At 59.3% G+C, this 24407-nt stretch carries 36 protein-coding genes and 1 tRNA gene; 31 read left to right on the forward strand and 6 right to left on the reverse strand.

The window, feature by feature from the left end; all coding sequences use genetic code 11:
• Window positions 1-29 precede the first annotated feature (29 nt).
• The 4 genes from FGF54_RS18325 to FGF54_RS18340 form a co-directional block, all read right to left on the reverse strand.
• Window positions 30-218, reverse strand: coding sequence for a Trm112 family protein (locus FGF54_RS18325; protein ID WP_003523265.1), 189 nt, complete (start codon window positions 216-218; stop codon window positions 30-32).
• Window positions 219-228: 10 nt separating this feature from the next.
• Entirely contained in the window at window positions 229-900 is a 672-nt protein-coding gene (locus tag FGF54_RS18330) for an LON peptidase substrate-binding domain-containing protein (protein ID WP_003523264.1), read from the reverse strand.
• 69 nt (window positions 901-969) lie between these two features.
• Window positions 970-1938, reverse strand: coding sequence for a thioredoxin (gene trxA / locus FGF54_RS18335; RefSeq protein ID WP_035261692.1), 969 nt, complete (start codon window positions 1936-1938; stop codon window positions 970-972).
• Window positions 1939-1991: 53 nt separating this feature from the next.
• Window positions 1992-2501 (reverse strand): prolyl-tRNA synthetase associated domain-containing protein, encoded by a 510-nt coding sequence (locus FGF54_RS18340; protein WP_142780680.1) that lies wholly within the window; start codon window positions 2499-2501, stop codon window positions 1992-1994.
• 253 nt (window positions 2502-2754) lie between these two features.
• Here FGF54_RS18340 and FGF54_RS18345 point away from each other — a divergent pair.
• Window positions 2755-2829: transfer RNA gene (locus tag FGF54_RS18345), tRNA-Gly, on the forward strand.
• Window positions 2830-4017: 1188 nt separating this feature from the next.
• On the opposite strand, the gene FGF54_RS18350 is transcribed toward FGF54_RS18345, so the two are convergent.
• Together FGF54_RS18350 and FGF54_RS27575 are read right to left on the reverse strand one after the other, a co-directional pair.
• A complete protein-coding gene (locus FGF54_RS18350) occupies window positions 4018-4230 on the reverse strand; it encodes a hypothetical protein (protein WP_035261701.1) in 213 nt (70 codons plus the stop codon).
• Window positions 4231-4372: 142 nt separating this feature from the next.
• Window positions 4373-5056: an XRE family transcriptional regulator gene (locus tag FGF54_RS27575; RefSeq protein WP_371733975.1), complete on the reverse strand. Its 684-nt coding sequence runs from the start codon at window positions 5054-5056 to the stop codon at window positions 4373-4375.
• Between FGF54_RS27575 and FGF54_RS18360 the strand changes: the two genes are divergently transcribed.
• From FGF54_RS18360 to FGF54_RS18500, 30 genes are all read left to right on the forward strand, one after another.
• Window positions 5018-5515 (forward strand): helix-turn-helix domain-containing protein, encoded by a 498-nt coding sequence (locus tag FGF54_RS18360; RefSeq protein WP_246666996.1) that lies wholly within the window; start codon window positions 5018-5020, stop codon window positions 5513-5515. The genes FGF54_RS27575 and FGF54_RS18360 overlap by 39 nt on opposite strands.
• A 286-nt stretch (window positions 5516-5801) precedes the next feature.
• Window positions 5802-6479 (forward strand): hypothetical protein, encoded by a 678-nt coding sequence (locus FGF54_RS18365; protein WP_142780682.1) that lies wholly within the window; start codon window positions 5802-5804, stop codon window positions 6477-6479.
• A gap of 131 nt (window positions 6480-6610) precedes the next feature.
• Window positions 6611-6985, forward strand: coding sequence for a hypothetical protein (locus FGF54_RS18370; protein WP_142780683.1), 375 nt, complete (start codon window positions 6611-6613; stop codon window positions 6983-6985).
• Window positions 6978-7823, forward strand: a complete 846-nt coding sequence (locus tag FGF54_RS18375) for a ParB N-terminal domain-containing protein (protein ID WP_142780684.1) — start codon at window positions 6978-6980, stop codon at window positions 7821-7823. The genes FGF54_RS18370 and FGF54_RS18375 overlap by 8 nt, the downstream gene beginning before the upstream one ends.
• Complete coding sequence (locus FGF54_RS18380; RefSeq protein WP_080819450.1) at window positions 7820-8284, forward strand: hypothetical protein; 465 nt, start codon at window positions 7820-7822, stop codon at window positions 8282-8284. Before FGF54_RS18375 ends, FGF54_RS18380 begins: the two co-directional genes overlap by 4 nt.
• Complete coding sequence (locus FGF54_RS18385; protein WP_142780685.1) at window positions 8281-10299, forward strand: transposase domain-containing protein; 2019 nt, start codon at window positions 8281-8283, stop codon at window positions 10297-10299. The genes FGF54_RS18380 and FGF54_RS18385 overlap by 4 nt, the downstream gene beginning before the upstream one ends.
• A 78-nt stretch (window positions 10300-10377) precedes the next feature.
• Window positions 10378-11409, forward strand: coding sequence for an AAA family ATPase (locus FGF54_RS18390; RefSeq protein ID WP_065656426.1), 1032 nt, complete (start codon window positions 10378-10380; stop codon window positions 11407-11409).
• Window positions 11406-11732, forward strand: coding sequence for a hypothetical protein (locus FGF54_RS18395; protein ID WP_142780686.1), 327 nt, complete (start codon window positions 11406-11408; stop codon window positions 11730-11732). Before FGF54_RS18390 ends, FGF54_RS18395 begins: the two co-directional genes overlap by 4 nt.
• On the forward strand, window positions 11716-12078 hold the full coding sequence (locus FGF54_RS18400) for a hypothetical protein (protein WP_142780687.1): 363 nt from the start codon (window positions 11716-11718) through the stop codon (window positions 12076-12078). The genes FGF54_RS18395 and FGF54_RS18400 overlap by 17 nt, the downstream gene beginning before the upstream one ends.
• 35 nt (window positions 12079-12113) lie before the next feature.
• The gene (locus FGF54_RS18405) at window positions 12114-12773 is read left to right on the forward strand and encodes a DUF3164 family protein (RefSeq protein ID WP_142780688.1); all 660 of its coding nucleotides are present in this window, start codon (window positions 12114-12116) and stop codon (window positions 12771-12773) included.
• Between the two features lie 10 nt (window positions 12774-12783).
• Window positions 12784-13221, forward strand: coding sequence for a hypothetical protein (locus tag FGF54_RS18410; protein ID WP_142780689.1), 438 nt, complete (start codon window positions 12784-12786; stop codon window positions 13219-13221).
• Window positions 13218-13667 (forward strand): hypothetical protein, encoded by a 450-nt coding sequence (locus tag FGF54_RS18415; protein ID WP_142780690.1) that lies wholly within the window; start codon window positions 13218-13220, stop codon window positions 13665-13667. Before FGF54_RS18410 ends, FGF54_RS18415 begins: the two co-directional genes overlap by 4 nt.
• Complete coding sequence (locus FGF54_RS18420; protein WP_142780691.1) at window positions 13664-13927, forward strand: hypothetical protein; 264 nt, start codon at window positions 13664-13666, stop codon at window positions 13925-13927. Before FGF54_RS18415 ends, FGF54_RS18420 begins: the two co-directional genes overlap by 4 nt.
• Window positions 13920-14219, forward strand: coding sequence for a hypothetical protein (locus FGF54_RS18425; RefSeq protein WP_246666997.1), 300 nt, complete (start codon window positions 13920-13922; stop codon window positions 14217-14219). The genes FGF54_RS18420 and FGF54_RS18425 overlap by 8 nt, the downstream gene beginning before the upstream one ends.
• Window positions 14216-14479, forward strand: coding sequence for a hypothetical protein (locus FGF54_RS18430; RefSeq protein ID WP_142780692.1), 264 nt, complete (start codon window positions 14216-14218; stop codon window positions 14477-14479). The genes FGF54_RS18425 and FGF54_RS18430 overlap by 4 nt, the downstream gene beginning before the upstream one ends.
• Window positions 14463-14657, forward strand: coding sequence for a hypothetical protein (locus FGF54_RS18435; protein ID WP_142780693.1), 195 nt, complete (start codon window positions 14463-14465; stop codon window positions 14655-14657). The genes FGF54_RS18430 and FGF54_RS18435 overlap by 17 nt, the downstream gene beginning before the upstream one ends.
• Entirely contained in the window at window positions 14654-15304 is a 651-nt protein-coding gene (locus FGF54_RS18440) for a regulatory protein GemA (RefSeq protein ID WP_142780694.1), read from the forward strand. Before FGF54_RS18435 ends, FGF54_RS18440 begins: the two co-directional genes overlap by 4 nt.
• Window positions 15304-15531, forward strand: a complete 228-nt coding sequence (locus FGF54_RS18445) for a hypothetical protein (protein ID WP_142780695.1) — start codon at window positions 15304-15306, stop codon at window positions 15529-15531. Before FGF54_RS18440 ends, FGF54_RS18445 begins: the two co-directional genes overlap by 1 nt.
• Window positions 15509-15880: a sigma factor-like helix-turn-helix DNA-binding protein gene (locus FGF54_RS18450; protein WP_035261583.1), complete on the forward strand. Its 372-nt coding sequence runs from the start codon at window positions 15509-15511 to the stop codon at window positions 15878-15880. The genes FGF54_RS18445 and FGF54_RS18450 overlap by 23 nt, the downstream gene beginning before the upstream one ends.
• A 106-nt stretch (window positions 15881-15986) precedes the next feature.
• Window positions 15987-16730 (forward strand): TIGR02594 family protein, encoded by a 744-nt coding sequence (locus tag FGF54_RS18455; protein WP_142780696.1) that lies wholly within the window; start codon window positions 15987-15989, stop codon window positions 16728-16730.
• Between the two features lie 122 nt (window positions 16731-16852).
• Complete coding sequence (locus FGF54_RS27320; RefSeq protein ID WP_168208184.1) at window positions 16853-17029, forward strand: hypothetical protein; 177 nt, start codon at window positions 16853-16855, stop codon at window positions 17027-17029.
• Complete coding sequence (locus tag FGF54_RS18460; protein WP_142780697.1) at window positions 17026-17391, forward strand: hypothetical protein; 366 nt, start codon at window positions 17026-17028, stop codon at window positions 17389-17391. The genes FGF54_RS27320 and FGF54_RS18460 overlap by 4 nt, the downstream gene beginning before the upstream one ends.
• 210 nt (window positions 17392-17601) lie before the next feature.
• The gene (locus FGF54_RS18465; protein WP_142780698.1) at window positions 17602-17820 is read left to right on the forward strand and encodes a TraR/DksA C4-type zinc finger protein; all 219 of its coding nucleotides are present in this window, start codon (window positions 17602-17604) and stop codon (window positions 17818-17820) included.
• On the forward strand, window positions 17817-18191 hold the full coding sequence (locus FGF54_RS18470; protein WP_080866962.1) for a DUF2730 family protein: 375 nt from the start codon (window positions 17817-17819) through the stop codon (window positions 18189-18191). Before FGF54_RS18465 ends, FGF54_RS18470 begins: the two co-directional genes overlap by 4 nt.
• Window positions 18188-18499, forward strand: a complete 312-nt coding sequence (locus FGF54_RS18475; RefSeq protein WP_142780699.1) for a hypothetical protein — start codon at window positions 18188-18190, stop codon at window positions 18497-18499. The genes FGF54_RS18470 and FGF54_RS18475 overlap by 4 nt, the downstream gene beginning before the upstream one ends.
• Window position 18500: 1 nt before the next feature.
• The gene (locus FGF54_RS18480; RefSeq protein ID WP_142780700.1) at window positions 18501-19166 is read left to right on the forward strand and encodes a DUF3486 family protein; all 666 of its coding nucleotides are present in this window, start codon (window positions 18501-18503) and stop codon (window positions 19164-19166) included.
• 216 nt (window positions 19167-19382) lie between these two features.
• Window positions 19383-21014, forward strand: coding sequence for a hypothetical protein (locus FGF54_RS18485; RefSeq protein WP_371734018.1), 1632 nt, complete (start codon window positions 19383-19385; stop codon window positions 21012-21014).
• Complete coding sequence (locus FGF54_RS18490; RefSeq protein WP_142780702.1) at window positions 21014-22633, forward strand: DUF935 domain-containing protein; 1620 nt, start codon at window positions 21014-21016, stop codon at window positions 22631-22633. The genes FGF54_RS18485 and FGF54_RS18490 overlap by 1 nt, the downstream gene beginning before the upstream one ends.
• 119 nt (window positions 22634-22752) lie before the next feature.
• Window positions 22753-23850, forward strand: a complete 1098-nt coding sequence (locus tag FGF54_RS18495; RefSeq protein WP_142780703.1) for a phage minor head protein — start codon at window positions 22753-22755, stop codon at window positions 23848-23850.
• A 10-nt stretch (window positions 23851-23860) separates the two neighbouring features.
• Window positions 23861-24370, forward strand: coding sequence for a phage virion morphogenesis protein (locus tag FGF54_RS18500; RefSeq protein ID WP_142780704.1), 510 nt, complete (start codon window positions 23861-23863; stop codon window positions 24368-24370).
• Window positions 24371-24407: the final 37 nt, after the last annotated feature.

Genomic DNA, 24407 nt, shown 5'->3' on the forward strand with positions numbered 1-24407 from the left:
CAATGTGTGAAGGCGGGTAAGCGGGAAGCTCAGTCTTCTATTTTGCGCGCTTCGGAAATCAGCATGATCGGCACGCCGTCGCGGATCGGATAAGCGAGCCTCGCGCTTTCTGAGATGAGTTCATTGCGGGCGCGGTCATAGGCAAGGCGCCCTTTCGTCAAAGGGCAGACCAGAAGCTCCAGCAGCTTGGGATCGACATTGCTCATCCTGTCGTCCATGGCGGCGATCCTATTGCAGCACGTTTCCGCCCTCGCCCGATCCCTGGGCGAGAACGATCTCGGTGATGGCGATCAATGTTTCGGCCCGCGTCTTCAGGTCCGGCGCTTCCAGCAGCGCCTGTTTTTCAGCCGGTCCGAAGGGGGACATCATGGAAAGCGAATTGACGAGAACGCGGTTGCCCGCCCTTTCCACGCTTTCCCAATCCGCTTCCAGCTGGTTGGCATCCAGAAACGAGCGGAATACCCGGAGCAGGTTTTCGCGGTCCACCGCATCCTCGTCATATTCGCCGGAAAGATCGGCGATGAAGGGCGCATGCCGGAAGCTGCGATAGGGTTTGCCCGCCTCCACCTCTTCCAGCAGGCGGAAGCGGCACACGCCGGTGAGCGAAATGATATAACGGCCATCGCCGGTTTCGGAAAAGGACGTGATGCGGCCGAGGCAGCCGACCGCGCTCAGCGGACCGCCCTCAAGCCCCGCCTCGATGACATGCAGGGCGGGCTGCACCATGCCGATGATGCGATGGCCGGCCAACGCCCAGTCGATCATGGCGAGATATCGAGGCTCGAAAATATTAAGTGGAAGATGGCCTTCCGGTAGAAGCAGCGCGCCCGGCAATGGAAAGACCGGCACGGTTTCCGGCAGATCGTCGTTCTTCACATATCTCGCATTTCCGACATGCATGGGAATCAAGCCCCCTGTTCACTGCTGCCCGGCCGGCGGATCAACCGCCACGGCCGGGATATGCCCGCATTACGAAAACAGTATCGCCGAAAGCTTCCTGCGGCCGGCAACGGTTGCCGGATCCTTGAAGCCCCAGGCCTCGAAAAACTCCAGAAGCTGGCGGCGCGCGCCGTCATCGTCGAAGGTCCGGTCCTTGCGCATGACGTAAAGCAGATGGTCCGCAGCCTCATCGCGCCGCCCTTGAGCATTCAGCACCTTGGCAAGCTTCACCCGCGCCTCGTGACGATCGGGATCGAGCGCAAGCTCGCGCTCCAGCGCCACGGGGTCGCCGATTTTACGGGCTTCCTCATATTGCGCGATCTTTTTCGAAACGAGCTGAATACCCGCATCCTCGTTGAGTTCCGCGGGCAGCGAAGAGAGCAGTTCGCTTGCCCGCTCATATTGACCGGCGGCGATCATGCATTCGGCGATACCGGCAATGGCTGCCGGATTTTCCGGATCGGCCTGCATGACGGCGCCGAAAAGCTGCGCCGCGCCGTTGAAATCGCCATCCGCCAGAAGCTGCTTCGCTTCCGTCAGAACAGCCTCGATCTCGGCCTTGGGATCGCCCGCGTCAGGCCCGGCGATCTTCTCAATGAACTGCTTGATCTGGCTTTCCGGCACGGCACCCATGAAGCCATCCACCGGCCGGCCGTCGGCAAAGGCGACGATTGCCGGAATGGACTGGATGCCGAGCTGGCCGGGGATCGACGGGTGGTCGTCAATATTCAGCTTCACGAGCTTCACGCGGCCATTCGCCTCGTTGATGACCTTCTCGAGCACCGGCGTCAGCTGCTTGCACGGACCACACCAGGGCGCCCAGAAATCCACCAGAACCGGCTGGCGGCGCGATTCCTCAAGAACGTCCCTGGAGAAACCCGCCGTCGTGGTGTCCTTGATGTGGCCGGAGGCCGCACCGTTCAGCTCGCCATTATGATGGGCGCTTGCGGTCATCTGCCCGCTATAGGAACCGCCGTAAGGATTATTTTCGCCGCTCATGCCGGTCTCCCGTAACCTCTGTCATATGTCTTATTTGAAGCAAAGATCGTATCTCACTCGGTGACTTTCAAGACAAGCGGCGCATGTCCGGTTGCCTCGAGAAAGCGAATGAGATCCGTGGACGCGATCGTTGTCGTCTGGTCGTTGGAAAGCGGATGGCCATTGACCAGCTCGTTTTCCAGAAGCCCGCTGTCGAGCACGAAGGTGACCTGCCTGTCGGTGTCGTTGATGGCTCCGAACACCGTCACCGAGCCCGGCGCGACGCCCAGATATTCAAGCATCTTTTCAGGTCTGCCAAAGGACACGCGGCTTGCCGCACCGATGGTCTTGTGAACGCTTTTCAGATCGACGACCGCATTTTCCTCAACGGTCAGAACGAAATACTGATCCTTCTTGTCCTTTACAAAGAGGTTCTTTGTATGGCCGCCGGGAATGAGGTCGCGCAGCGACTGGGATTCGGCGACGGTAAACACCGGTTCATGCTGCTTCGTGGTGTGGGAAATGCCGAGTCCGTCGAGAAACTCGAACAGCTCCGTTGCCGTCTTCTGGGAATTTTCCGCCATATCCTGCCGCCTGCCTCTGCCGATTCCACTATCCTTGTTTCCTGATTAAGCGGGCAACCGACGCTTGGCAACGCAGGAAAAAACAGCGGGATGAAAAATTCTCAATCATTTCCGCCGCTTGTCGCATTTCTCAAAGAAATTTTCGCGTTTTTGTCATTTCCCTGTTGCATTCCAAAATCGATTGAGCGATATAGCGCCCGTCGCCGCTTGGCGGCCCACGGTTCAGCGAACTACCCCGGACCGGTGGATTTGAGCGGGTGTAGCTCAGGGGTAGAGCACAACCTTGCCAAGGTTGGGGTCGAGGGTTCAAATCCCTTCGCCCGCTCCAAATTTCCCTAAAGATAGAATCATCATAAAATTATCGCCGTTTGCGCGTGTCGCATCGTTCCGTGTCGTGCGGCTTGAAACTCGGCCTGCGCAGCCCCTTTGTCGGCAAGGCGCGACGGAAATTATTCCGCAAGCGGAACTTATGCCGAAGATGTCCGTTTCAGACCCGAGGCTCCTAACCTCAGTTCCCCTCTGATTGCCCGCGATGAGCGGGCATTTTTTTGCCGATGTCCCTGGAACAGCTTATGTGCGCAGCACGTTCTCCTGCGTTGTTCAACGCGGGGAAGAGCCATGTCCGCACATCCTGGAAGAATTCTCTTGATTGCCGCAGTCGCGACCTTGTCGATACCCGGCATATCGCCTGCCGCCGATATGACGGTTTATCGTGAGGAACGGGTTTCACCGCACAAAGCACATTATCGACCGCAGCGGATCGAAAATACCTATTCCAATTCCGCGGAAATGCGCTGCACCGAAAATATCGTGTCCTATCGCTCCCCTTACGAACGGCACACGGAACAGGTCACGCTCTGCCATCCGCCACTAAACTGGCGAACAGGGCCATCAACCGCAACAATATGGTCGCCTTGATCTTGCCATAATTCATTCAATGTGCTTTTGTGCAGCCGCCCTTGTGGGAGGGGGTAAAGGTTGAGGCCCGCTGGCTGCGTTTTGGCAGTAAGCGGGTTTCCCTTTTTTTGGGCATAACTTACCGGCAGGCACCATCGGATCCATTGTTTCTCCGGCTCGGAAAATCAATGAATGTACTTTGTCACCACTTACTGGAATCTCTAGGAATATCCGATAATATCCGGGAACTGGCGAGAAAGCCTTATAAATCAGGGGCTTTCAAGCGTGCATGCGAGCGCCAATCAAAAACAAGTTTGACAGACTGGCGGCGCGATCTGCGATCCGTCGTGGCAGAAACGGCCAAAATTCGAGCGTCCCTCAACAACTCCTCAAAAACCACCCTATCGGTCTTTTAAGACCCCTTAAAGCCCAGAAAACCGGCCTTTAAGAATTCGGCGGCCTCGCGCGGATATCTCACAAACAAGCACGAATGACGGCCCCGAAGCTAAATTGAACATGCAACTGTCTTGCAAGTTCGAAAAATCCTGATTTTTTACAATGAAATCAAAGACAATAAGAGAAAGCCGCGTTGCGAGAAGATGCAACGCGGCTTTTTGCGTTAGCGCACCAGGCCAAACCGTGACGGACGCTCTGTTAAGCTCGATCTCCAGTCGCCGTCGAAGCCGAAGGAAGGTGCGCCGATCGGCTCTGAAAACCAGAAGTCAGTAAATGCCGCGATGTCCGGCTCACAAAACCAGTGCGCTTCACCGTTGGCATCGACGGCCCACCACCGGGCGTTTTTCGGCGCAAGCTTCCAATCCACATTCACCATCTCAGGTCTCCGCTCCGCGAATGGAACAACAACGAACTTATCAGCTAGCGCCATACCCTTTACCTCATCTTCGGCGTTACTAATGTTCCTATTTTGTTCTCATTGCAAAATGAGTCAATGCCACCTTTGAGTGATTCCTAATTTATGCTCGACGAAGAAGAGAGAGCACCTGGCCGATGACGGAAAGATCGTCTGCCACATCCTCGTCGATGACTTCCTTGGGATAGCCATTCTGTTCGTTATCGGAACGCAGTTCTAACGAGCCGTCCATGCGCCAGTTTGCCCGCTTCACCTTAATTCCGGGTCCGACGCGAAAAACAAAAACCTGATCATCGACGATGTCGCTCTTGCTTTGATCGACGATCATGAATGCCCCATCTGGGATAGTCGGCAGCATGCTTTCGCCTTTAGCCTCAAGCATAATGCAACTTTCGGGTTTTGCCCCGATGCTCCGAAGGAACGCGCGGCTGAAGGCAACTGAGTTATGTTGCCCATCCTCTTTCGGAATAAGGCCAGAACCCGCAGCAGCCTGAACATCATAGAGCGGAATTTCCACGAGGTCAGCTCCAGGCACTGACATCGCCGATTCACTAAACATCGGCCCGTCGCCCGTGAGAAGCCACGATACATCGACGCCGTAAACCTCCTTATAGGCCAGCAGTACCGAGGCGTCCGGCTCGTTGTCGCCCCGCTCGTAATTGCCGAGCGTTTTCTCGGAAATGCCAAGGCTCTTGGCGAATACTTCACGCGGCTGATCGCCCAAAGCTTTCCGGATATCCCGCAATCGTTGGCCGAGCGGGGTCTTGATGGTTTCTGGTCGCGCCAAATTCTTCGCATTAATGCAAAAGCCGGGTTTACAAATCCCGGATTTTACCTTAATCCTTTCTGTGTTCGCAGAATTAATAACCCCAAAAAAGGAGGCCGGTCAGGGCCTCCCTTCTGGAAGGAATCCTTTATGCACCGTGTCTCTGACGGCGGCAAGATGAGCCGTGCCGAACGCCTTCGGCTGGAAGAAATTGCCCGGATTAAAGGCAAGCTCATCATAGCCAAAATTACGCTTGCCGAGATCGACAAGAAATATTGCCTGCCCACCGGCACAGCCGGCAATGCCGTTCATGAGCCGCACGCGGCCGGTGAACGTGCCATCGCTGCGGCCCTGAAAACCCGGCCGCACCTTCTCTGGTTCTCCCGTTACATGCCCGATGGTCGCAGGCTCAGCCCGCAGCCTTCGGAGAATTACCGGAACGGCCGCCGTGCCGCCGAAGCGGAGCAAGCCGCAGCATGAAGCGTGGAACGGTTCGGGATTGCTGCTCTAGCCTACCGCACGAGTGCAAGGCGTTCGTTCGCCCCGGCTGTCAGACCCAATCTCTCGACCGCTCCACACCCCGACAATCGCCGATCAGCAGACACCCCACAATGACGAAACCGCATGCCAATTTCGACAGCCCGATTTTCATTCCGGCCCGCTCCCGAGTGTGCCGGTGGGCCGAAACCCTGCTGATTTTTAGTCCTGCGTTCGCGGGCGTTTCGGCCGCACTCATCACCATCCTCAAACACTATGGAGCAGCTCTATGAGCGTAGCAGTTCGCAATCACGTCGCCGTGCCCTTCTTCGACCGTGTCCCGTCGCGGGTGAAAGACCTTGTGATTACCACCTTCGACAACATCGTCGAGCGTGGGCAGTCCACCAGAGAGGCCTACCACTTCTTCGGAAACGCTGTGAAAAAGCGCAATGTAGAGGGTCCGACATTTGACGAGTTCGCCCACTGGCATGAACGCGTCAAAAACGGCCTGATCGACCGCCCGCATCCGTCCGACGTTCTCGTTTTCAGCCCCGCTCCAACCACGGTCACCAAGCCTCTGCCCCAGGCGACAGAAAAGCCTCTTTCCATGGCCTGTGTCGTCGATCTTGAAACTGTGGATGCCGAGCGACTGCGGAATGCCCGCGCCATTGTCGTTGCAGCCCATGCCCTCAACGAAGCGAAGCTGTCGGCCGGTTACAGCCCGGAATCGATCACGCTCGACGACACAGTCGTGCAGCAGGCTTTGACAGAGCTTTTGACGGCAGAAGCTGACGCGACAGTCATGGACGCCGATGTTCATATGACGGCTGGAAACAAACTCGTCGACCTGCTGCTTGGCGAAGGCGATGCAGATATCGACGATAAGCTTGTCGGTTGCCTCACCATGGACATGCAGCCCGAGCTTTGCCGCCTGCTTGCGCGCTCCGACGCCAACAAATCCCGCTGATTTCCCGAACCGTCGCTCTGTTACCCCCAGGGAGCGACGCCAGATGCCGGGGCGGCCTCAACACCCAGCCCCACCGCCCCGGCATCGAACTGCCGCAATGCCGTCGCCGAGCGACGAACTCCGAGGTTTCGATGGTAAATCCTTATTCCGATGAAGAACGTTTGCAGGCAATGGTAGCGGCCAGCTATCGCGCCAGCCGTTCGCATTTCAACCACCTTCCACTCCGCCACATCATCAACCCGCCTGCCGAAATGTTCGATGCGAAGCTCGCACGGCAGATGGCGATCTACGTGCTTCACGTCGATTTCGATGTTCCGCGCCGCCGCTTGGTCGTGCTCCTGGGCGTTGCCCGCTGGACTGTGATGCAGGCTGTCCGCGTCGTTGAGGCACGGCGCTTCGAACCGCTCTTTGACAAGGCTTACGAGCGTATCGCCGCCCGCGCCAAAGACACCTTTATGGAAATGCTCTACGAGGCCTCGGCCGGACAGGAAGCCTCCCATGGCTGAGTTCATCCGCGCCACCCTATCAAGCATCTTTGTCGGCGAGCGGCTCCGCCCGATCGATATGGATTATGCCGAGGCTATTGCCGCTTCGATGTCTGAACACGGGCAGATCAGCCCGATCATGATCCGCAAGACGCCTGCAAAAAAGGGAACTCCTTTCACGCTGGTCGCGGGCGGCTACCGCATCACCGCTGCAACGCTGCTTGGCTGGAAGGAGATTGACGCCATCGTCGTCAAGGCTGATGCCGTTGAGGCGCAGCTGCTCGAAATCTCCGAGAACCTCTATCGCAATGAGTTGAACCCGCTTGATCGCGCCATCTTCGTCATGAAGTACCGCGAACTTTGGGAAGAGAAGCATGGCGAGATCAAGCCCGGCCGTCCTTCGGAGAAAAACCGTAACGATTACGGAATTATCTTCTCCGGCGGGCGGGAGCTTTCCGAACGCGTAAAAGAGCGCTTCGGCTTCGGTCAAAGCACCTATGAGAAGGTGACCAGCATCGGGAAAAATCTCGATCCGGTGCTGAGACAGGCCGTGCGTGGCACCTCGGCGGAAAACGATCAGTCGCAGCTTTTGACGCTGGCGAAACTTCCCCGTGAAGATCAGGTGAAGGTCGCGGCAGCGCTGAAGCACGAGCCGGACGTGAAGAAGGTTCTTGCCTTCACCAAGCCCCCCGCTCTGGTCACCCCGCCGCCCACTCCTTCTCAATCAATCATCCTCACCAAACTGATCGCCGCCTGGGACGAGGCGAGCGAGGAAACCCGCGATAGCTTCCTTGAGCACATCGGCATGTCTGACGCGCCGGATGCCCTCATGGCTGCGATCCGCGAGGAGGCTGCATGAGCACGAAACGCGATCCCAACCAGATGGACTTTTTCAAGGAGACTGTTTTCCCGGTGCGCTCTGCGTCGGAACGTCTCGATATCGACCGCTTCCGTTCGACCCTGAAACGCGAAATGGCCCGTGCCATCCGTGAATGCCAGTATGACCGCGACACGATCGCGGCACGCATGGCTTACTATCTCGGCCTGGACAAAGTCTCGAAGTCCGCTCTCGACAGCTACACCGCCGAAAGCAAGACCGCCCACGACATCAGCATGCCGCGCTTCAAGGCGTTCGTTCGCGCCACCAACGCATTCTGGCTTTGGGATGTCGTTGTTTCCGATGACGGCCTGTTGCTGCTCGAAGGTGATGAAGCCCGCCTCGCGGAAATGTCCCGCATTCGCCAGGAGCAGAGGAAGCTCGCCAAGGAACTGAAAGTTCTTCAGGCGACGCCAGTGCACATTCGTCGGGTGCGCAAATGAAGAAAGAATGGTTCACATCCGCCGAATTGGCCCAGGCAGCTTTGCCGGGTATTCCGAGCACGCGCCAAGGGCTTGAGTTGTTTATCGCTCGCTCTGGCGTGCGTTCCACCGTGAAAGCCCGCCCGAAGGCCGGACAAGGCGGCGGGTTTGAATACCATTATTCCTTCCTGCCTTCGGTTGCGCAGGCGAAGCTCGCATTTCTCAATGCGGAGCCGACCGATCCGCGCCCGACGAAACTTTCGAAGATGCTTTGGGACCGTTTTGAGGCCCTTTCAGACGCCCACAAGGCTATCTGCAAGACCCGCTTCGCCGTCCTGACGGAAGTCGAGGAACTGCGGACCTCGGGCATCAGCATGAAACATGCCGTCGCCCACGTCACCCGCAGGGCCGATATCGTGCCCGCGACCTATTACGAGTGGCGCAAGATGGTTGAAGGCCATTCCCGCCAGGACTGGCTTGCCGCCCTCGCCCCATCTTTCTCGGGAAGCGCCAGCGGCGAAGCCGCCGAAGTCACTCCCTGCCACCCCGAGGCGTGGAAAATCCTGAAATCCGACTTCCTGCGGCCGGAACGTCCATCCTTTAGCGCCTGCTACCGTCGCATGATGATGGTTGCCCGTGACCAGAACCTGTCGCCGATCCCTTCGGAGCGTTCCTTGCGCCGCCGCCTGGATGCGGAAGTGCCGAAGGCCGCGCAGATCATCGCTCGCGAAGGCAAAGATAAAGCGAAACAGCTTTTCCCTCCTCAGAAGCGCACCGTGGCACATCTGCACGCGATGAAGATCGTCAACACCGACGGTCACCAGCTCGACCTGTTTGTGCGGGCACCGTGGTCGGAGACGCCAGTGCGCGTGATCCTGATCGGTATTCAGGATGTCTATTCGCGCAAGGTTCTTTCGTGGACGCTCTCCGAAGCCGAAACGTGGGAGGCCGTCCGCACCTGCATCGGTTCGATGATCGAGAACCATGACGGCATCCTCCCCGAGCACATCTATATGGATAACGGCCGTGCCTTCGCGGGCAAGATGATCTCGGGCGGCGCAAAGACCCGTCACCGCTTCAAGGTCAATGAGGACGATGTTGCCGGCCTTTTGAAGACGCTCGACATCGAGCCGCATTTCGTGAAGCCGCGTTCCGGTCAGTCCAAACCGATCGAACGCGCCTGGCGCGATCTCGCCGAGGAAATTTCCAAGCATCCGTCTATGTCCGGTTGCTATACGGGCAACCGGCCGGACGCGAAGCCGGAAAACTACGGCAATAGCGCCGTGCCGCTCGAAACGCTCCAGCGCCACGTTGCGCAGTGCGTTGACGAGCATAATCACCGGCTGAACCGTACAACGGAAACCGCCCACGGCCGCAGTTTTGCGCAGACGTTTGACGCGTCGATCGCCGAGCCGTCCACGATCGTCCGTTATGCCAGCATGGCCCAGCGTTCGCTCTGGATGCTCTCGGCAGTCGCCATAACGGCCCGCAAGCCGGACGGCGCGATCCACATGCACGGTAACCGCTACTGGCACCCCGTGCTTAACGAGTGGATCAGCAAGAAGCTGACGGTTCGGTTCGATCCAGCCGACCTGCACAAGCCGGTCAAGGTCTACGACCCGGAAGGCCGCTTCCTTTGTGACGCCAACTGCCTGGCTAAAACCGGCTTTGCCGATACGGGCGCTGCCCGTCGCCAGGAGAAGGCACGCAAAACGCACGTCAAGAACCTTCAGGCGGTGGCCAAGAGCAATGCGGCGCTCTCCCCGATGCAGCTTGGCGAGATCATGGAAAAGGGCCGCAAGGCCGAGGCTGCGAAGCGTCCGCAGACGCCGGTTCGTCCGGTCGTCACGCGCCTTGTTACCGGCAACCTTGCACATGCCCCGGTCGAGGCGGTCAGCGTCGATCATTTCGAAGACAGTTTTGCGCGTGGCCTCGCCCGAGTGGCGGGCGGGGAAAGCGCAATCATCCAATTCCCCACGGGGAATACCGAGGCAGGCGGCAAGCCTGCCCGCAAGAGAAGAGCCGAAAAGTACTGAGTACGGTTCCAGTCCAACAGGGCGAAAAAAAATGAGCGACCCAAAGGCCGCCCCACAATTGAACAAAGGAACCTTTATATGAAAAAGACGACCAGCACAAATACCGTCTGGGAACAGTCTCAACCGACGATCGAGTTTACCGCCAAGCATCCGGCTTCCGACGTTGCCGAATGGCGCAAGCTGACGGCGCGCACCGTTGATGTCGCCGTCACTTACGGTTGGACGAAAGCCGAAGTGTCCCGCCGCTCGGGCGTTCCGGACGGCACGTTTTCCCCTTGGTTTAGCGGAAAGTACCTCGGCGTCCTGGCGAACGTAAATCAGCAGTTGGCCAACTGGCTCGATGCTATCGATGCCAGCCAGAACATGGCCGCTATCATGCCCGTGTCACCGCCTTTCCAGCGCACGACGGTCGGCATGGACGTTTACAACGCTCTTCTGTTTGCCCAGGTAACGTCCGGTTTCGTCCGCGTCACCCTGCCCGCAGGCTCTGGCAAAACCGCCGCTGTGGAGCACTTTGCCGCCACTCGGCCACATGTCTTTAAGGCGACGCTTAGCCCGAGCACCAAGACGGTTCACGGCATGCTCGTCGAGTTGTGTGCCGCTTTGGAGGTGCACGAGCATAATCCCGCAAAATTCGCCCGCGCCCTCGGTGCGAAGCTGAAGCGCGTTGGCGAAGGCTCGCTGCTCATCATTGATGAGGCACAGAACGCGGTTCCGGACGCGATCAACCAGCTGCGTCACTTCGTGGACAATGATCATTGCGGCGTCGCTCTGATCGGCAATGAGGACACCGCGACCGCCTTTGTTAAGGATCAGGGTCGTTCAGTTGCCAGCCGTGCGCAGGTGCTTTCCCGCTTCGATCGGCAGGTCCGCACGGTTCGTAATCCGATTGCGGACGCGGAAATGCTGATCAAGGCATGGGGCGTAGAGGAAGGCAGCGATTGCGCAACCTTTCTAAAAGGTCTCTCCCAGAAGCCCGGGGCGCTTCGCCAGATCGACCGCACCATGAAGGCCGCTTCCATGCTCGCCATCGGCGACGGCGAGGAAGGCGTTCGCCTGGAGCACCTTCAGGCCGCCTGGAAGAACCGCGACATGGGAGACAGCCTATGACGCCGGAAAACCCTTCCCTCAAATCTCACCTGGATTATCTCGCGAGCATCTTCGGGGACGCCAAAAAGATGAAGCCGGACGAAAAACTGGAACTGGATGCGCAATCCGCCCAGACCGTCCTGAAAACCCTTCGCGCCCTGTCACAGCAGGCCGGCCATCTTGAGCTGGAGCTTTCCATTCTGCGCGACAGCGAGGCCGGGAAGCTGCTCGCCAAGACCGCCGAGCAGCTCGCAACCGGCGAACTCACCGGCCTTCTGAAAAAGGCCGAAGGCAACATCATCCGCCCGAACTTTGGAGGAAAAAAGAATGACGGCGAAGCCTGACTGCGTTTCCGATTATCTGCTCAAGTTGGCGCGCGATTTGAACGGCGTCGTCAATGAGCGTGGCACGATCAACCTTGACCGGGTGACCTCTGTGAACGTCATCCTTCACATCGGCCGCATCGCCGAACTCGCCCGCAAACTCGAAAACGCCTGGTCACAGGCAGAGTGGAACCGGCGCGCTTCACAAGACCGCCTGTCGCTGCTGACCAGCATGAACCGCGTTACGGCTGAGGTTCTCGGCCTGATGCGGCCCGACACCGAGGACGGCGGTAACGTCGTCCAGTTCCGCCCCAAGCCCTCCAATTCCCCTGCACCTTCCGCGCCGTCTGGTGGCGACGCGGCCTGATCCCCCTTTCACATTAATTTATGAGGTTCATAACCATGGAAGCTGTAATTCTGGAAGAAAAGGCCGCAGCCGGCATCACTGTCGTCAACGGTAAAGATTATGTCACCAACGCGGATGGCGGCCTGACGCCGCTTGCCCTGGTGAAGGCAGAAGACTTCCTTGAAGATCAGATGGTTCGCAAGATCATCGGTTTCGCCAAGCCGCTTTCGGCTGAGCTGGCCCGCTTCAAAAAGCACACCCGCGCCGATATCGCCGAGTTCGACCGGAACCTTGAGGCCAAATACGGCCTCGTCAAACGCGGTCGCGCCGGGGCAGGAAACCAGAAATACCGCACGATCGACGGGCTAATGTCCGTCGAGACCCGCGTGAACAAACTGATCGAGTTCGGGCCGCAGTTGCAGGTCGCGAAAGGGCTGATCGACGAATGCCTGAATGAGTGGACCGAAGACGGCCGTGCTGAAATCCGTGGCCTCGTCACTCGTGCCTTCAATGTCGATCAGGCAGGCAAGATCAGCAAGGATGCCGTCTTCGAACTGTTCAAGATCGAAAGCGATGATCCGCGCTGGATGAAGGCGATGGATGCCATCAACGCGGCCGTGCGGGTAATCGGCTCCAAAGAGTACCTGCATTTCAGCTTTCGGGAATCGCACGATGCGGAGTGGGTCCGCATTTCCCTCAACATTGCTGACGCGTGAGGACAGCACCATGGCACGAATTTATGTCGCGTCCTCATGGCGCAATCCCCATCAGCCGGCAATCGTCGACCTTCTCCGGACAAACGGCCATGAGGTCTATGACTTCCGCAACCCTCCACACAACACGGGTTTCTCCTGGTCTCAGATCGGCCTCGCTGTACCTTGCTCTGCCGAGGACTATCGAAACGCCCTTTTGACGCACCCGCGTGCGGCGCAGGGCTTCATGTCCGATTTCGCGGCTATGCGTTGGGCTGACACCTGCCTTCTCGTTCTGCCCTGCGGTCGCAGCGCTCACCTTGAGCTTGGCTGGATGGCCGGCGCTGGTAAGCGCACCCTCATTCTCACACAGGACGGCGAAGAGCCGGAGCTTATGGCGCTGCTCGCTGATACGATCTGCATCAACGCCGGGGAAGTCCTAGCCGAACTCCGGAAAGGCGGTGCGGCATGAGCGAGCTTCACCTGTACGACAATCTTTTTGATGCGGAAGCCAGAGTTGCCGCCATCTACATGATCGAAGCGCTTGGTGACCCTGACAGCCCGCCAGACTGGCTGCAGGATTTCGTTGACAATACCGATTTGCCGGATGTCCGCGCTATTCTTGAAGCCCATTCAGAGCTTGCCGACGCGATCGATATGAACAAGTTCGAGGACTGCAAGGAGCAGGCGAGCGCGCTCATGGAACGCTGGTCGCTAGTCGGCCGAAAAGGGCTGATTGTCAAAGCTGAGATATGCGTTCGGCGATATCGGGCTGGCACCACAATCTTCTCCAGCGGATGGGGCCACCTCAGATGGCGATGGTTTATCGTTGATGAGTTGGACTTGGTTGTTCCAAAGCTTCTGGGGATCGCGAGCGGGCAGCATCATGTATCAATGCTCGAAGGCCAAGCGGCATGACCAGCATCTACTTCTCCGACGCGACCCTGAAATCCTTCTCCGCCGCCACCAAGGGTGGAAAGTCCACGATCAAGATCGAGATCGAGACGGCCGATCGCTACCAGATGGCCAGCATACTCAATCAGCTCGATGAGATCGAGGCTGAACAGAAGGCAGCGAAAACGCCTCGCAAAGCCCCCTCCGGAAAGACGGACGCGCCCTTGTTGGCGCTTCCGGCTCCCGTGAAACAGATCAGCTATCATGGTGATGATCATGAATGACCCTATCGCCAAGGCGAAGGCCGAAGAGGCCCGCCAGTCGCAAATCCTCGCCGATGCGATCCACAAGGCAATTATCGAGACCGGCGAGCAGTTCGAAGTGCCAATCCTGAATGCCGTTGGTGGTGCGCTTGCCACCAACATTGCAGAGGTTCTGGCCTCAATATCCGACCGCCGTCACCGCAAGATGTTCCGTGACCAGCTCGATCGCGCCATTTCTCTCGCGCTCGCTCAGGCCGCCACGCGTCCCATGGCGCCTGTCGAAACCGTCATTGTCGGAGGTGTCCGCCAGTGACGAGTAAGCGACAAATCCCTGCGGCCTTCACCAAGGGCTACGTGCTTTGTTCTCCATCGGGAAAGCTTCAGCCGAACACATGGAGCGAGACCGCCGCCAGGGCGGTCGCATCCAAATACCGCAAACGCGACACCTGGGAGAAGGCGCAACGCCGGGGATGGTCCGTCCAGTTCGTCTATGTGCGGTTCTTCATCCCGGTTTTCAAAGCCACCTTCACCACAACCGAAATCAGCGAGGCCTACGATGCCGAGAACATTTGAACCCGATCAGTTGCTGACGGCGCTGATCGACGCATTTCTGAAGGACGGCCATTTCGTTCACGCGAGAAACGGCAAGATGTTCGTCCTGGTCGTCACCGAGGAAGGCGGCGAAGACAAATCTTCCGAGTTCTGCCTTTCCGACATTGCAGAGCACGCGGCACGGAGGATGTCGAAATGAGCAAGACCATCGCCGCCATCAAGATCGAGCAGAAGAAACTCGGGCTGGACGATTTCACCTATCGCGCCAAGCTCCACATTTTGACCGGCAAGACATCCACGACGGAAATGACCGAGGCGGAGCGGCAAAAGGTTCTCGTCAGCTTGCGAGGCAGTGCCGCGAGACCCGCGCCGGTTCGCCAGGACGGCCGGGACGGCAAGCGCAAGCTTTCCGGCAAGTATCTGCCGAAGATGCGGGCGCTGTGGATCGCCTGTTACAATCTCGGCGTGATCGACGATCGCCGTGACAGCGCACTGGAAGCCTTCGCAATGGGCAGGCAATTGCCGAACATTTCGGATATGCGCTTCGTTCACAAGCCAGAGGACGCCGTCAGCGTCGTCGAGGCGATGAAGGGAATGCTGGCGCGAGCCGGTGTTGTCTGGGCCGATCGCCTGCCGTGCGAGCCTTACGAGAAAAGCCCCGGCTACAAGATCGCCCGCGCACAATGGGCGATCCTGCATCCAGCCGAGCCGAACGCGTTCTGGCAGGCCGTGACCCACATCGTCACCGAAAGCATCAGCTACAGAAATTTGAGCGATGCTGAGTGGATCACGGTGATGAACCATTTCGGGCCGCAGGTTCGTCGGCTGAAGAAGGCTCAAATGTGATGACCGGGAACATCGCTCCCCTGAATGGCATGCCGCTCTTTGGCTGGCCGGACCAGCGGGAGATCGATGTTCTTCAGAACCAGCGTGACCAACTGGCGGAAAGGATCGCCAAGCTGCCGCGCTTTTCCCACCGACGTATCGAGCTGGAAGCACGCCTGCGGGCGCTGACCGAAGAGCAGCTCATCATTTCGAACAGGATTACCCGTGGCCGAAGACCTCACCCTTGATCTGTTATCGACGCTCGGCGAAGACGGTTTCTTCTCCCTGGTCGAAGCGCATGCCGGCGTCAGGCTTTACGTTCCGTCTGATCCGGAGCGCAGCGAACTTTCTTCGACGATCGGCGTTGATGCTGCATACCGTCTAGCCAAAGCATATCCGGGCGGATATATAAGGGTGCCTCTGGCACGCGAGTTTCGCGCCCGTCGTTATGTCGATGCCGAAATGAGCAACCGCGATATTGCCAAAAGGCTCGGTTTGACCGAAAGCGGTGTTGAAAGACTTTTGAAGCGCGCCAGAAAACGGGAGCCGCTCAAGTCCAGGCGAAAGACAGACCCCCGCCAGATGGAAATGTTTTAAAGGCCCGCCCGCCACGGCGGGCCTGATTTGTTTCAGGCCCAAATTCTAATTTGCCCCCATATCGGCCCGCGCGATCTCCGCCAGTTGCCATCATGACGGGGCTTTCATGACCACCCAAACTTTTGACGAATGGCTGATCGCCCGCCTTCGCGTTGCTGGCGCTTATGGCGGGACCATGGACGGCGTTCATGGCCGCGAAGTGATCGCGGCGCTTGAGCGCTTCCAGGGCGCTTATGATCTGCCGATCACCGGCCGCGCAGATCAAGTCACCGTTGATGCGCTCCGCAAGGTGCAGAGCAAAAACCCGAACAGCAATCTCGTTACCTACGAGAAGGTGCCTGTGCCGGCCGAACCCGTATGGATGCGCGAGGCGCGCCGCTACATGGGACTGAAGGAAATCGCCGGCCCCAAATCCAATGCAACCATCATGGGCTGGGCCAAGAAGCTCGGCGGCTGGATTGCCAGCTTTTATACCGACGATGACATTCCCTGGTGCGGACTGTTCGTCGGCAACCTCATCGCCACCACTCTTCCCAAGGAGGCTCTTCCCGCCAACCCTCTCGGGGCGTTGAACTGGAAGAAGTTCGGCGTCGAAAGCCGGATTGCGCGCGGCGCTATCCTCGTTTTCGAGCGCAAGGGCGGCGGACATGTCGGCTTTTATGTTGGTGAGGACCGGACGCACTATCACGTCCTCGGGGGCAACCAGGACAATTCCGTTTCGATCACGCGGGTGGACAAAAGCCGCCTCGTGAGTGGTGGCGTCCGCTGGCCGAAGTCCGCTGACGCGCCGATCGCTGGCAAGGTCGAACTGTCGAGCACCGGCGCACCGGTCTCGAAGAGCGAGGCATGACGCCGATGAAGCCAACCTACAGTACATCCAAGCGCTATCTCTGGGGGTCGTTCTGGGCCTCGTGGGGAGCGATTTATCTTCTCATCGCCGGGGCGCTCGCTGGCTCTTCAGAAGCTACTGGCATGGCGACGATTGCACTGCCGTCGCTCCTGACGCTGATCGCAACCGTGCTCGGGGTCCATCGCCACTACGGCAGCAAGGATTTCGAAGCGGCCGCCCAGAGTGAAGCCGTTCTGCCTTCGCCACCACCTTACCTGTCGCGCGACCAGCCTGCTGCCCTGTCGGAGACGGTACGATGATTTCTGCCTGGCTAACGAAGGCGGCAAGGCCTGTCATCATCGTGCTGCTCCTGATCGGAGCTGCCCTTTTCCTCGGCTGGCTCACCATCGCCACCGTCAACGGCATGGTGGAACGGGCCGTCAGCAGAACGAAAGCCGAGAGCGATGCCCGTTGGACGGCCGCGATCGAGGCCGCCAACACCAAAGCCGCCAGCGCCGAGGCGGCTCAAGCCCGTTATGCGCTCGACCTGGAGCGCAGCACTTCCGCCAAGATCGATGCGCTGCGAGCGCGAAATGAAGAACTGGAGACACAGAATGCGGCTTTGCCGAATGGCGATGACTGCGGCCTTGGCCGTGATCGCGTCCGCCTGCTCCCCCACTGAAAGCAAGGCTCCGCTCGTGCTTCGCACCGTCAAGCCCGCCGTGCCGCCCGCGTCCCGTGTGCCCTGCGCAGTTGGCGATCTGCCGGATCGTGACCTTTCCCAGCGGGAGGTCGCCACCCGCTGGAGTGCCGACCGAACTGAAATCCTGTCCTGCGACGCGCGCCGAGCTGCTGCCGTCGCGGCGATCGACAACATGCCGGAGACCTCACCATGAATTTCGGTGGAAACGCCGCTCTCGATTTGGCGGCCGAGCGGGCCGAGCAAGAGCGTGAGGCCGGGATTGCCGCCGCCTCGCGCTCCCTGCGCACACCCGGCACGATCGAGTGCGAAGACTGCCCGAACGACATTCCCCGCGAGCGCCGCATCGCATTGCCATCCGCCACACGGTGCATCGTCTGTCAGACGAAGTTCGAGAAGGCCCGCCGATGACGCCGACCGAAATCATTCCCTGGCTGACGCTGGTTCTCTCCAGCCTGGCTGTCCTTGGTCACCTCAAGGGCTTTTTCTCCAGCGGCGAAAAGAAGCTTGAGGCTGACATCAAAAGCGGTCGCGAGGAAATCGCGCTCTTGGGCAAAGACGTCGAGGCCCATGAAACCAAGCTGACCAGCCATGACCGCCGCATCCAGGCGATCGAAGGGGAAATGCGTCACCTGCCGGACCGGGAAAGCCAGCACCGTCTGGAGCTTGCCCTTGAAAAGGTGAATGGCCGCCTCGACACGCTGAACGAAACCCTCAAGCCCATCAAAGCCACGAACGAAAGAATGAACCAGCTACTGGTGGAAACGGCAGGCAAACAATGAGCATCGGCATCGACTATATGAAAATCATGCGCGAAGAAGCGCGGCTCATCATCTTGAGGGCCTTGGCGGAACAGGTAAATGAGAGCCTGAGCAGCTCCATGCTTGAGCCGGTCCTTGCCAATTTTGGCATCAACCAGGAACGGCCATGGGTGCATCAGCAGATCGAGTATCTGGAGACCATGGGCGCTGTTGTCGTCGTCAGTGCCGGCACTGTCAAGATTGCTTCCTTGACCGATCTCGGCCGTCGCCATGTCGATCGCCAGTCCGCCATCGAGGGCGTGAAGCGTCCGTCACGCGTGGGTGCCTGACATGGCGAAAGCACGCGGCCGTCTTTCAGCAATTGATCTCCTGCCCGAGGAATGCAGTGACGCGATCTCCTGGGCATCGCAGGAACTTGCCGACCGTGATCGAAGCCAGCTCGACATCTATGCCGAGTGGAAAACGAAGCTGATCGCGCTTCAGGGCGAAATCGGTCTCGATTTCGACATCCCGTCATTTTCGGCCTTCAATCGCTTCGCCATCCGACTGTCACAGATGACGCGCCGGCTTGAACAGACCCGCGAAATCGCCGCTACCATTTCCGAGCGCATGGACGCGGCCGGTTCCGACGATCTGACCCTGATCGCGGCCGAGGCGATCAAGACGTTGATTTTCGAGCTGCTGCAATCGGCTGGTGATGCGGGCATTTCGCCGAAAGGTGCCATGGAGCTGGCGAACGCGCTGCGCGCTGCCTCGGCCGCCCAGGTCACGTCTTCGAACCGCCGTCTGAAGCTCGAAGCTGAAGAGAAGGCCCGACGCATTGAGGCCGACATGAAGGCGAAGGCGGAAAAGGCGCTCGACGTTCTTTCGAACGAACCCGGCATTTCGAAAGAGGCTATCGCCCGCGCCCGTCGCGAGTTCCTCGGCGTGCGGCCGAAGGCGAAATCCGTTCCCGAGGTCTCTCCGGATGTGGAGAATAAGGATGGTGACCAATGACCGTCACTCTTCCGAAAGCCCCCTGCACCAGGTGCGATGGCACAGGGCGGGCCATCAAGCGGATCAACCGCCGACGTGACGGCACGATTTCCAGCACCGTCTATGACCTGAAGAACGATTGCCGGTCCTGCAAAGGGACCGGTCTTGCATGCATGGAGGAACAGCGTGGCTGAAGCCTTGCCCGGTTTGCCGCAAGGCAAGTGGACCGACCCGCCAGTGCTTCCGATCGATCCGGCCAAGTTGCCGGACGAATTGCCTCGTGGTGCCGATATTCCGGCTGATCTCGATCCATTGGCCGAAGGCGTCCTTATGGCGCATCAGGCCGAATGGATTGCCGACGACAGTCTGCTGAAGGGCTGCGCCAAGGGCCGCCGAACCGGCATCACCTTCGCCGAGGCGCTGGATGCAACGCTGATCGCCGCCGCCCAGCGATCGGCAGGCGGGCAGAACTATTTCTACATTCCGGACACCAAGCCGAAGGGCCGGGAGTTCATCGGCTATGCGGCGCATTTCGCAAAGACCGTCGCCAAGGAACTGCTGACGATCGAGGATGGCATTTTCTTCGATCAGCGTGACGACGGTACCACGAACGCGATCTCCAGCTATATCATCCGTTTCAAGTCCGGTTTCCGCATCGAGGCGCTTTCCTCCCGGCCGGAAAATATCCGTGGTCTTCAGGGCACGGTCTGCATCGACGAAGCAGCCTTCCATCGTGATGTGCGCGCCGTCATTGATTCCGTCGCGGCACTTCTGATCTGGGGCGGCAAGGTCCGTGTGATTTCCTCGCACAACGGCGTCAGCAACCCGTTCAATGAACTGATCAAGGAAGCCGAGGCCGGAAAGAACGGCTTCAACTTCCACACCTTTACCTTCGGCGATGCCGTAAAGAATGGTCTGTTCAAACGCGTCTGCCTGATCAAGGGGGAGGAATGGTCACAGGAGAAGGAAGACGCCTGGGAAGCGAAAATCCGCTCGGCCTATGGCACGCGCACTTCCAAGATGAAACAGGAGCTGGACGCGATCCCGGCCGAATCGGAAGGGGCGGCATTGACCCGCGTCCTGATCGAGCGCTGCATGTCCGCCGATCTACCAGCCGTCGTGCGGTGGGACCGGCCGGACGAGTTCAAGAACCTCGACGATTTTGAGCGGGCCGAACAGGCTGACGAGTTCTGTGAAGGCCTCTTGAAGCCCCTTTTAGACAAGCTCGACAAGGACCGGGAACATTGCTTCGGGGAAGACTTTGCCCGTTCTGGCGACAAGACGGCAATCGTGGTCTTCGAGATCGGGGCCGATCTCATCCGCCGCGCCCGCCTGATTGTCGAGTTGAAGAACATCCCGTTCGACCAGCAGCGCGACATCCTCTTCTACATTGGCGATGCCTTGCCGCGTCTCATCGGTGGCGCGCTCGATGCGCGAGGCAACGGCCAGTACCTTGCCGAAAAGGCCCGCCAGCGCTGGGGGGAATGCATCCACGAAGTGATGACATCTGCCAAGTGGTACGCGGCCAACATGCCCGGTTACATCGAAGCCTTTGTCGATAAGAGCCTGCTTTTGCCGAACGACGCCGATGTTCTCGCCGATCACCAAGCACTCGCCTACGTCAACGGGATCATCAAGGTTCCGGATGAACATTCGACGAAGGGCGCTGACGGTTACGATCGCCACGGCGATACCGCGCCGGCTGGCGCGCTGGCGTGGTTCGCTTCCAACCAGGAGGCGATCGCCTACGAGTACGAGACCAGCCGCAAGGCTATCAATCCGATGCAGGGCCACAATGGCGGCCCGCCGATGCATGACGACGATCGCCGTGGCGGAACCGTCAATATCTACCTGAGAGGATCGCTCTAATGGCGAAAAAGAAGAAGCAGAAGATTTCTCGTCACCTCGCCAGCTCCATGAAGGATCAGGACGGCAAGGTCGTCAGCGTTGCCGAGCTGACGGAAGAAGTGGCCGGTGCACAGGTGGGCGGTGTCCGCCAGTGGATTTCCGGTCATCCGGCCGATGGCATGACGCCGATCAAGCTGGCATCCATTCTGCGCGCCGCCGACCAGGGCGAGGTGGAAGCCTATTTCGAGCTGGCCGAAGACATCGAAGAACGCGATAGCCATTATCTCGCGCAGCTCGCCACGCGCCGTCGCTCAGTTTCGCAATTGCCGATTACTGTCACGCCCGCGTCGGATGGCGCCGAACACAAGAAGCATGCCGAGTTTCTGCGCGAGTGGATCAAGACTGGCGTGTTGCGCTCAAGCCTCTTCGATATGCTCGATGCGATCGGCAAGGCAATTTCCGTCCTGGAGATAGATTGGCACCACAAGAACGGCAACGTGCTTCCGCGCGCGATGATCTGGCGGACGCAGCGCTGGTTCACGTTTGACCGGGCGGACGGCGAAACCTTGCTGCTACGCGAGGGCGCTGCCGGTGAGCCCCTCATTCCACACAAGTTCATTGTCCATCGCTCCAAAGCTAAATCAGGTCTGACCATCCGGTCCGGTATTGCCCGCGTCGCGGTCTGGCTCTGGATGTTCAAGAGCTTCACCGTCAAAGACTGGGCGGTCTTCACACAGAACTATGGCCAGCCAATCCGCATCGGCAAATATGGCCGTGGCGCAACCGAACAGGAAAAGGATGTCTTGTGGCGGGCGGTCTCCGGCATCGCCGGCGACTGCGCGGCCATCATTCCCCGCGAAATGCTGATCGAGTTCCATGAGGTGGGTTCGAAGAGCAGCTCGACCGACATGTTCGAAAGGCGGGCGGACTGGTACAATCGCGAGACTTCCAAACTGATCCTCGGCCAGACGACAACGACGGACGCTGTTTCCGGTGGTCATGCAGTGGCCAAAGAACATCGCCTTGTCCAGGAAGATATTGAACGTTCCGACGCGCTTGACGCATCCGACACGCTTAATGCGCAGCTCGTGCCGAACATCATCGCTTTCAACTTCGGCCCCCAGGACGAATATCCAACCATCCACATCGGCCGTCCGGACGAAGTGCCGCTGAAGGACTTTGCCGAGGCCTTCGACAAGCTCGCGAAACACGGCTTGACGGCTGAGGCCAGCTTCCTTCGTGACCGCCTCGGCATTCCCACACCTGCGACGGATGCCGAGCTGGTCGGCGGGCGTGTCGAGACGGTCGTTCCGCCCGAGGACAGGCCCCAGCGAAAACCGCTGACCGCAAAGCAAAGCCTCGATCGTCTATTCGCGTTGGCGCATTCCCGCGATGAACCGGACCTGCTCGAAAAGTTGACCGATCGGCTGGAGAAGGATGCGGCAGCCGCCATGGATGGCATGATCGACGAGGTCCGCGAGATCCTGTCCACCGCGACGGATCTTCGGGACGCGGCCCGCAAACTCGCGGATCTCGATCTGTCGGCCGAGGATCTCGCGGAAGCCATGGCGCGTGGCATGACGATGGCGCACCTGATCGGGCAGGCCGCGCTCATTGATGACCTCAAGAGGCAGTCATGACAGGAGGCCCACTGGCGCGCTTCAGGGGGCTTTTTGCGGCATCCGTAGCTTCTGGCCCGAAAATCGCTTCCACGGCCTTTAAAAACGCCTCAACTTTTAAGCCGTTGGCCGTTGCTCTGATGGCAACGACGGTGGCCGCGATCAATCTGCCGTTTGATGAGGCAATCGACTTCCTTCGCCAGAAAACGGCCGTCCCAACGGAAAGCTATCGCGATGTCTGGGACGCGGCCCATTCGAAGATGTTCATGGTGGCGGGCGCAAATAAAAAAGCGCTGGTCGAGGATTTCCAGGCAGCGATCATCAAGGCGGCCGAACAGGGCCTGACGCTTGAAGATTTCCGTGCCGACTTCGATGCGATCGTGGCGCGCCACGGCTGGCAATACAACGGTTCACGCGGTTGGCGCTCCCGCCTGATCTTCGAAACCAATCTCAGCACGGCTTACGCGGCCGGCCGCTACGCCCAGATGACGGCCCCGGAGACGCTCGAAGCGTTTCCCTACTGGATGTACAATCATTCCGGCGCGCTGCATCCGCGCCTGGAGCACAAGGCATGGGATGGCGATTGCTACGAAGCGACCGATCCTGTCTGGGCGAAAATGTATCCCCCGAACGGCTACCGGTGCGGTTGCTTCGTCACGCCGGTGTCTCGTCCTGGTCTCCGCCGCCTCGGCAAATCCGGGCCGGACACGCCGCCGAACCTTGACCAACTCGGCACGGACCAGCCGCGGGGGATCGATCCGTCTTTCGCCTACAATCCCGGCGCTGCCTGGCTGACGCAAACCGCACCTGGTCCGAAGGCGGTCAGCGCCGACCAGGTGCAGGTCGCGGCCTTCGTTCAATCGGCGCTGAAGGGCAAATGGCCTGACGGTGCCTGGACGCCGGTTGCGACGGCGAACAAGGCGACGGGTGCCGCCCTCGATGTCGCCGCAGGCACGGAAATCCGCCTGACGGCTGACACCATCCGCAGCCAGGCGCAAATAGCTGAAGCTCTGACGCCCGACACCATCGGCGTCATTCCCGGCCAGCTCGTCCAGTCCGGAAAGCTGCTTCGCGACAATCGCGGCCGGCCGGCCTTCGTCGGCGAACATGATGGTGTCTTTTATCGCGCCGATGTCGATATCGTCATGAAGGCCGATCGGAAGACCGTTTATATGACCTCGCTCCAGCGTGTCAGCCGTTCTGATCTGACGGACGCCTTCGGCCCCGGCTGGCAGTGAGGTTCTTGGCATGAGCGGCGCATCGATCTCGATCACGGCACAGGTTCTCGATTCGGAAGTCCGACGCGGCTTTCGCCAGCTCGAAGGCCTGATGACGAACACGACGCCCGTTATGCGCGCGATCGGCGTTGGCCTTGTCGGTTCGACCCATATGCGTTTCGTCACCCAGACCGATCCGGACGGTCAAGCGTGGCAGGCGTTGAACACGGGATATGCCGAGGACAAGCGCAATTCCCGCATCCTGACCGAAAGCGGCCGGCTGCGGAACAGCATCAATGCCAGGGCAAGCAATGACGAGGTACTTGTTGGCACCGATGTCATTTACGCTGCCCCTCACCAGTTCGGCGCGACGATCGTGCCGGTTCGGGCAACGCATCTCCGGTTCCGGATCGGCGGGAACCTTATCAAAGCCGACAGTGTTACCTTGCCCGCACGTCCCTTCCTCGGTATATCGTCGGATGACGAAGCGATGATCGCCGAAACCGTCTTCGGTTTTGTGGACCGCTATTCCCCCCGCTGAAATTCTCTTTCCTTCAGGCCCGCCCGCAGGCGCAGGC

Source organism: Agrobacterium sp. T29 (assembly GCF_006970545.1).
Lineage (GTDB): Bacteria > Pseudomonadota > Alphaproteobacteria > Rhizobiales > Rhizobiaceae > Agrobacterium > Agrobacterium leguminum.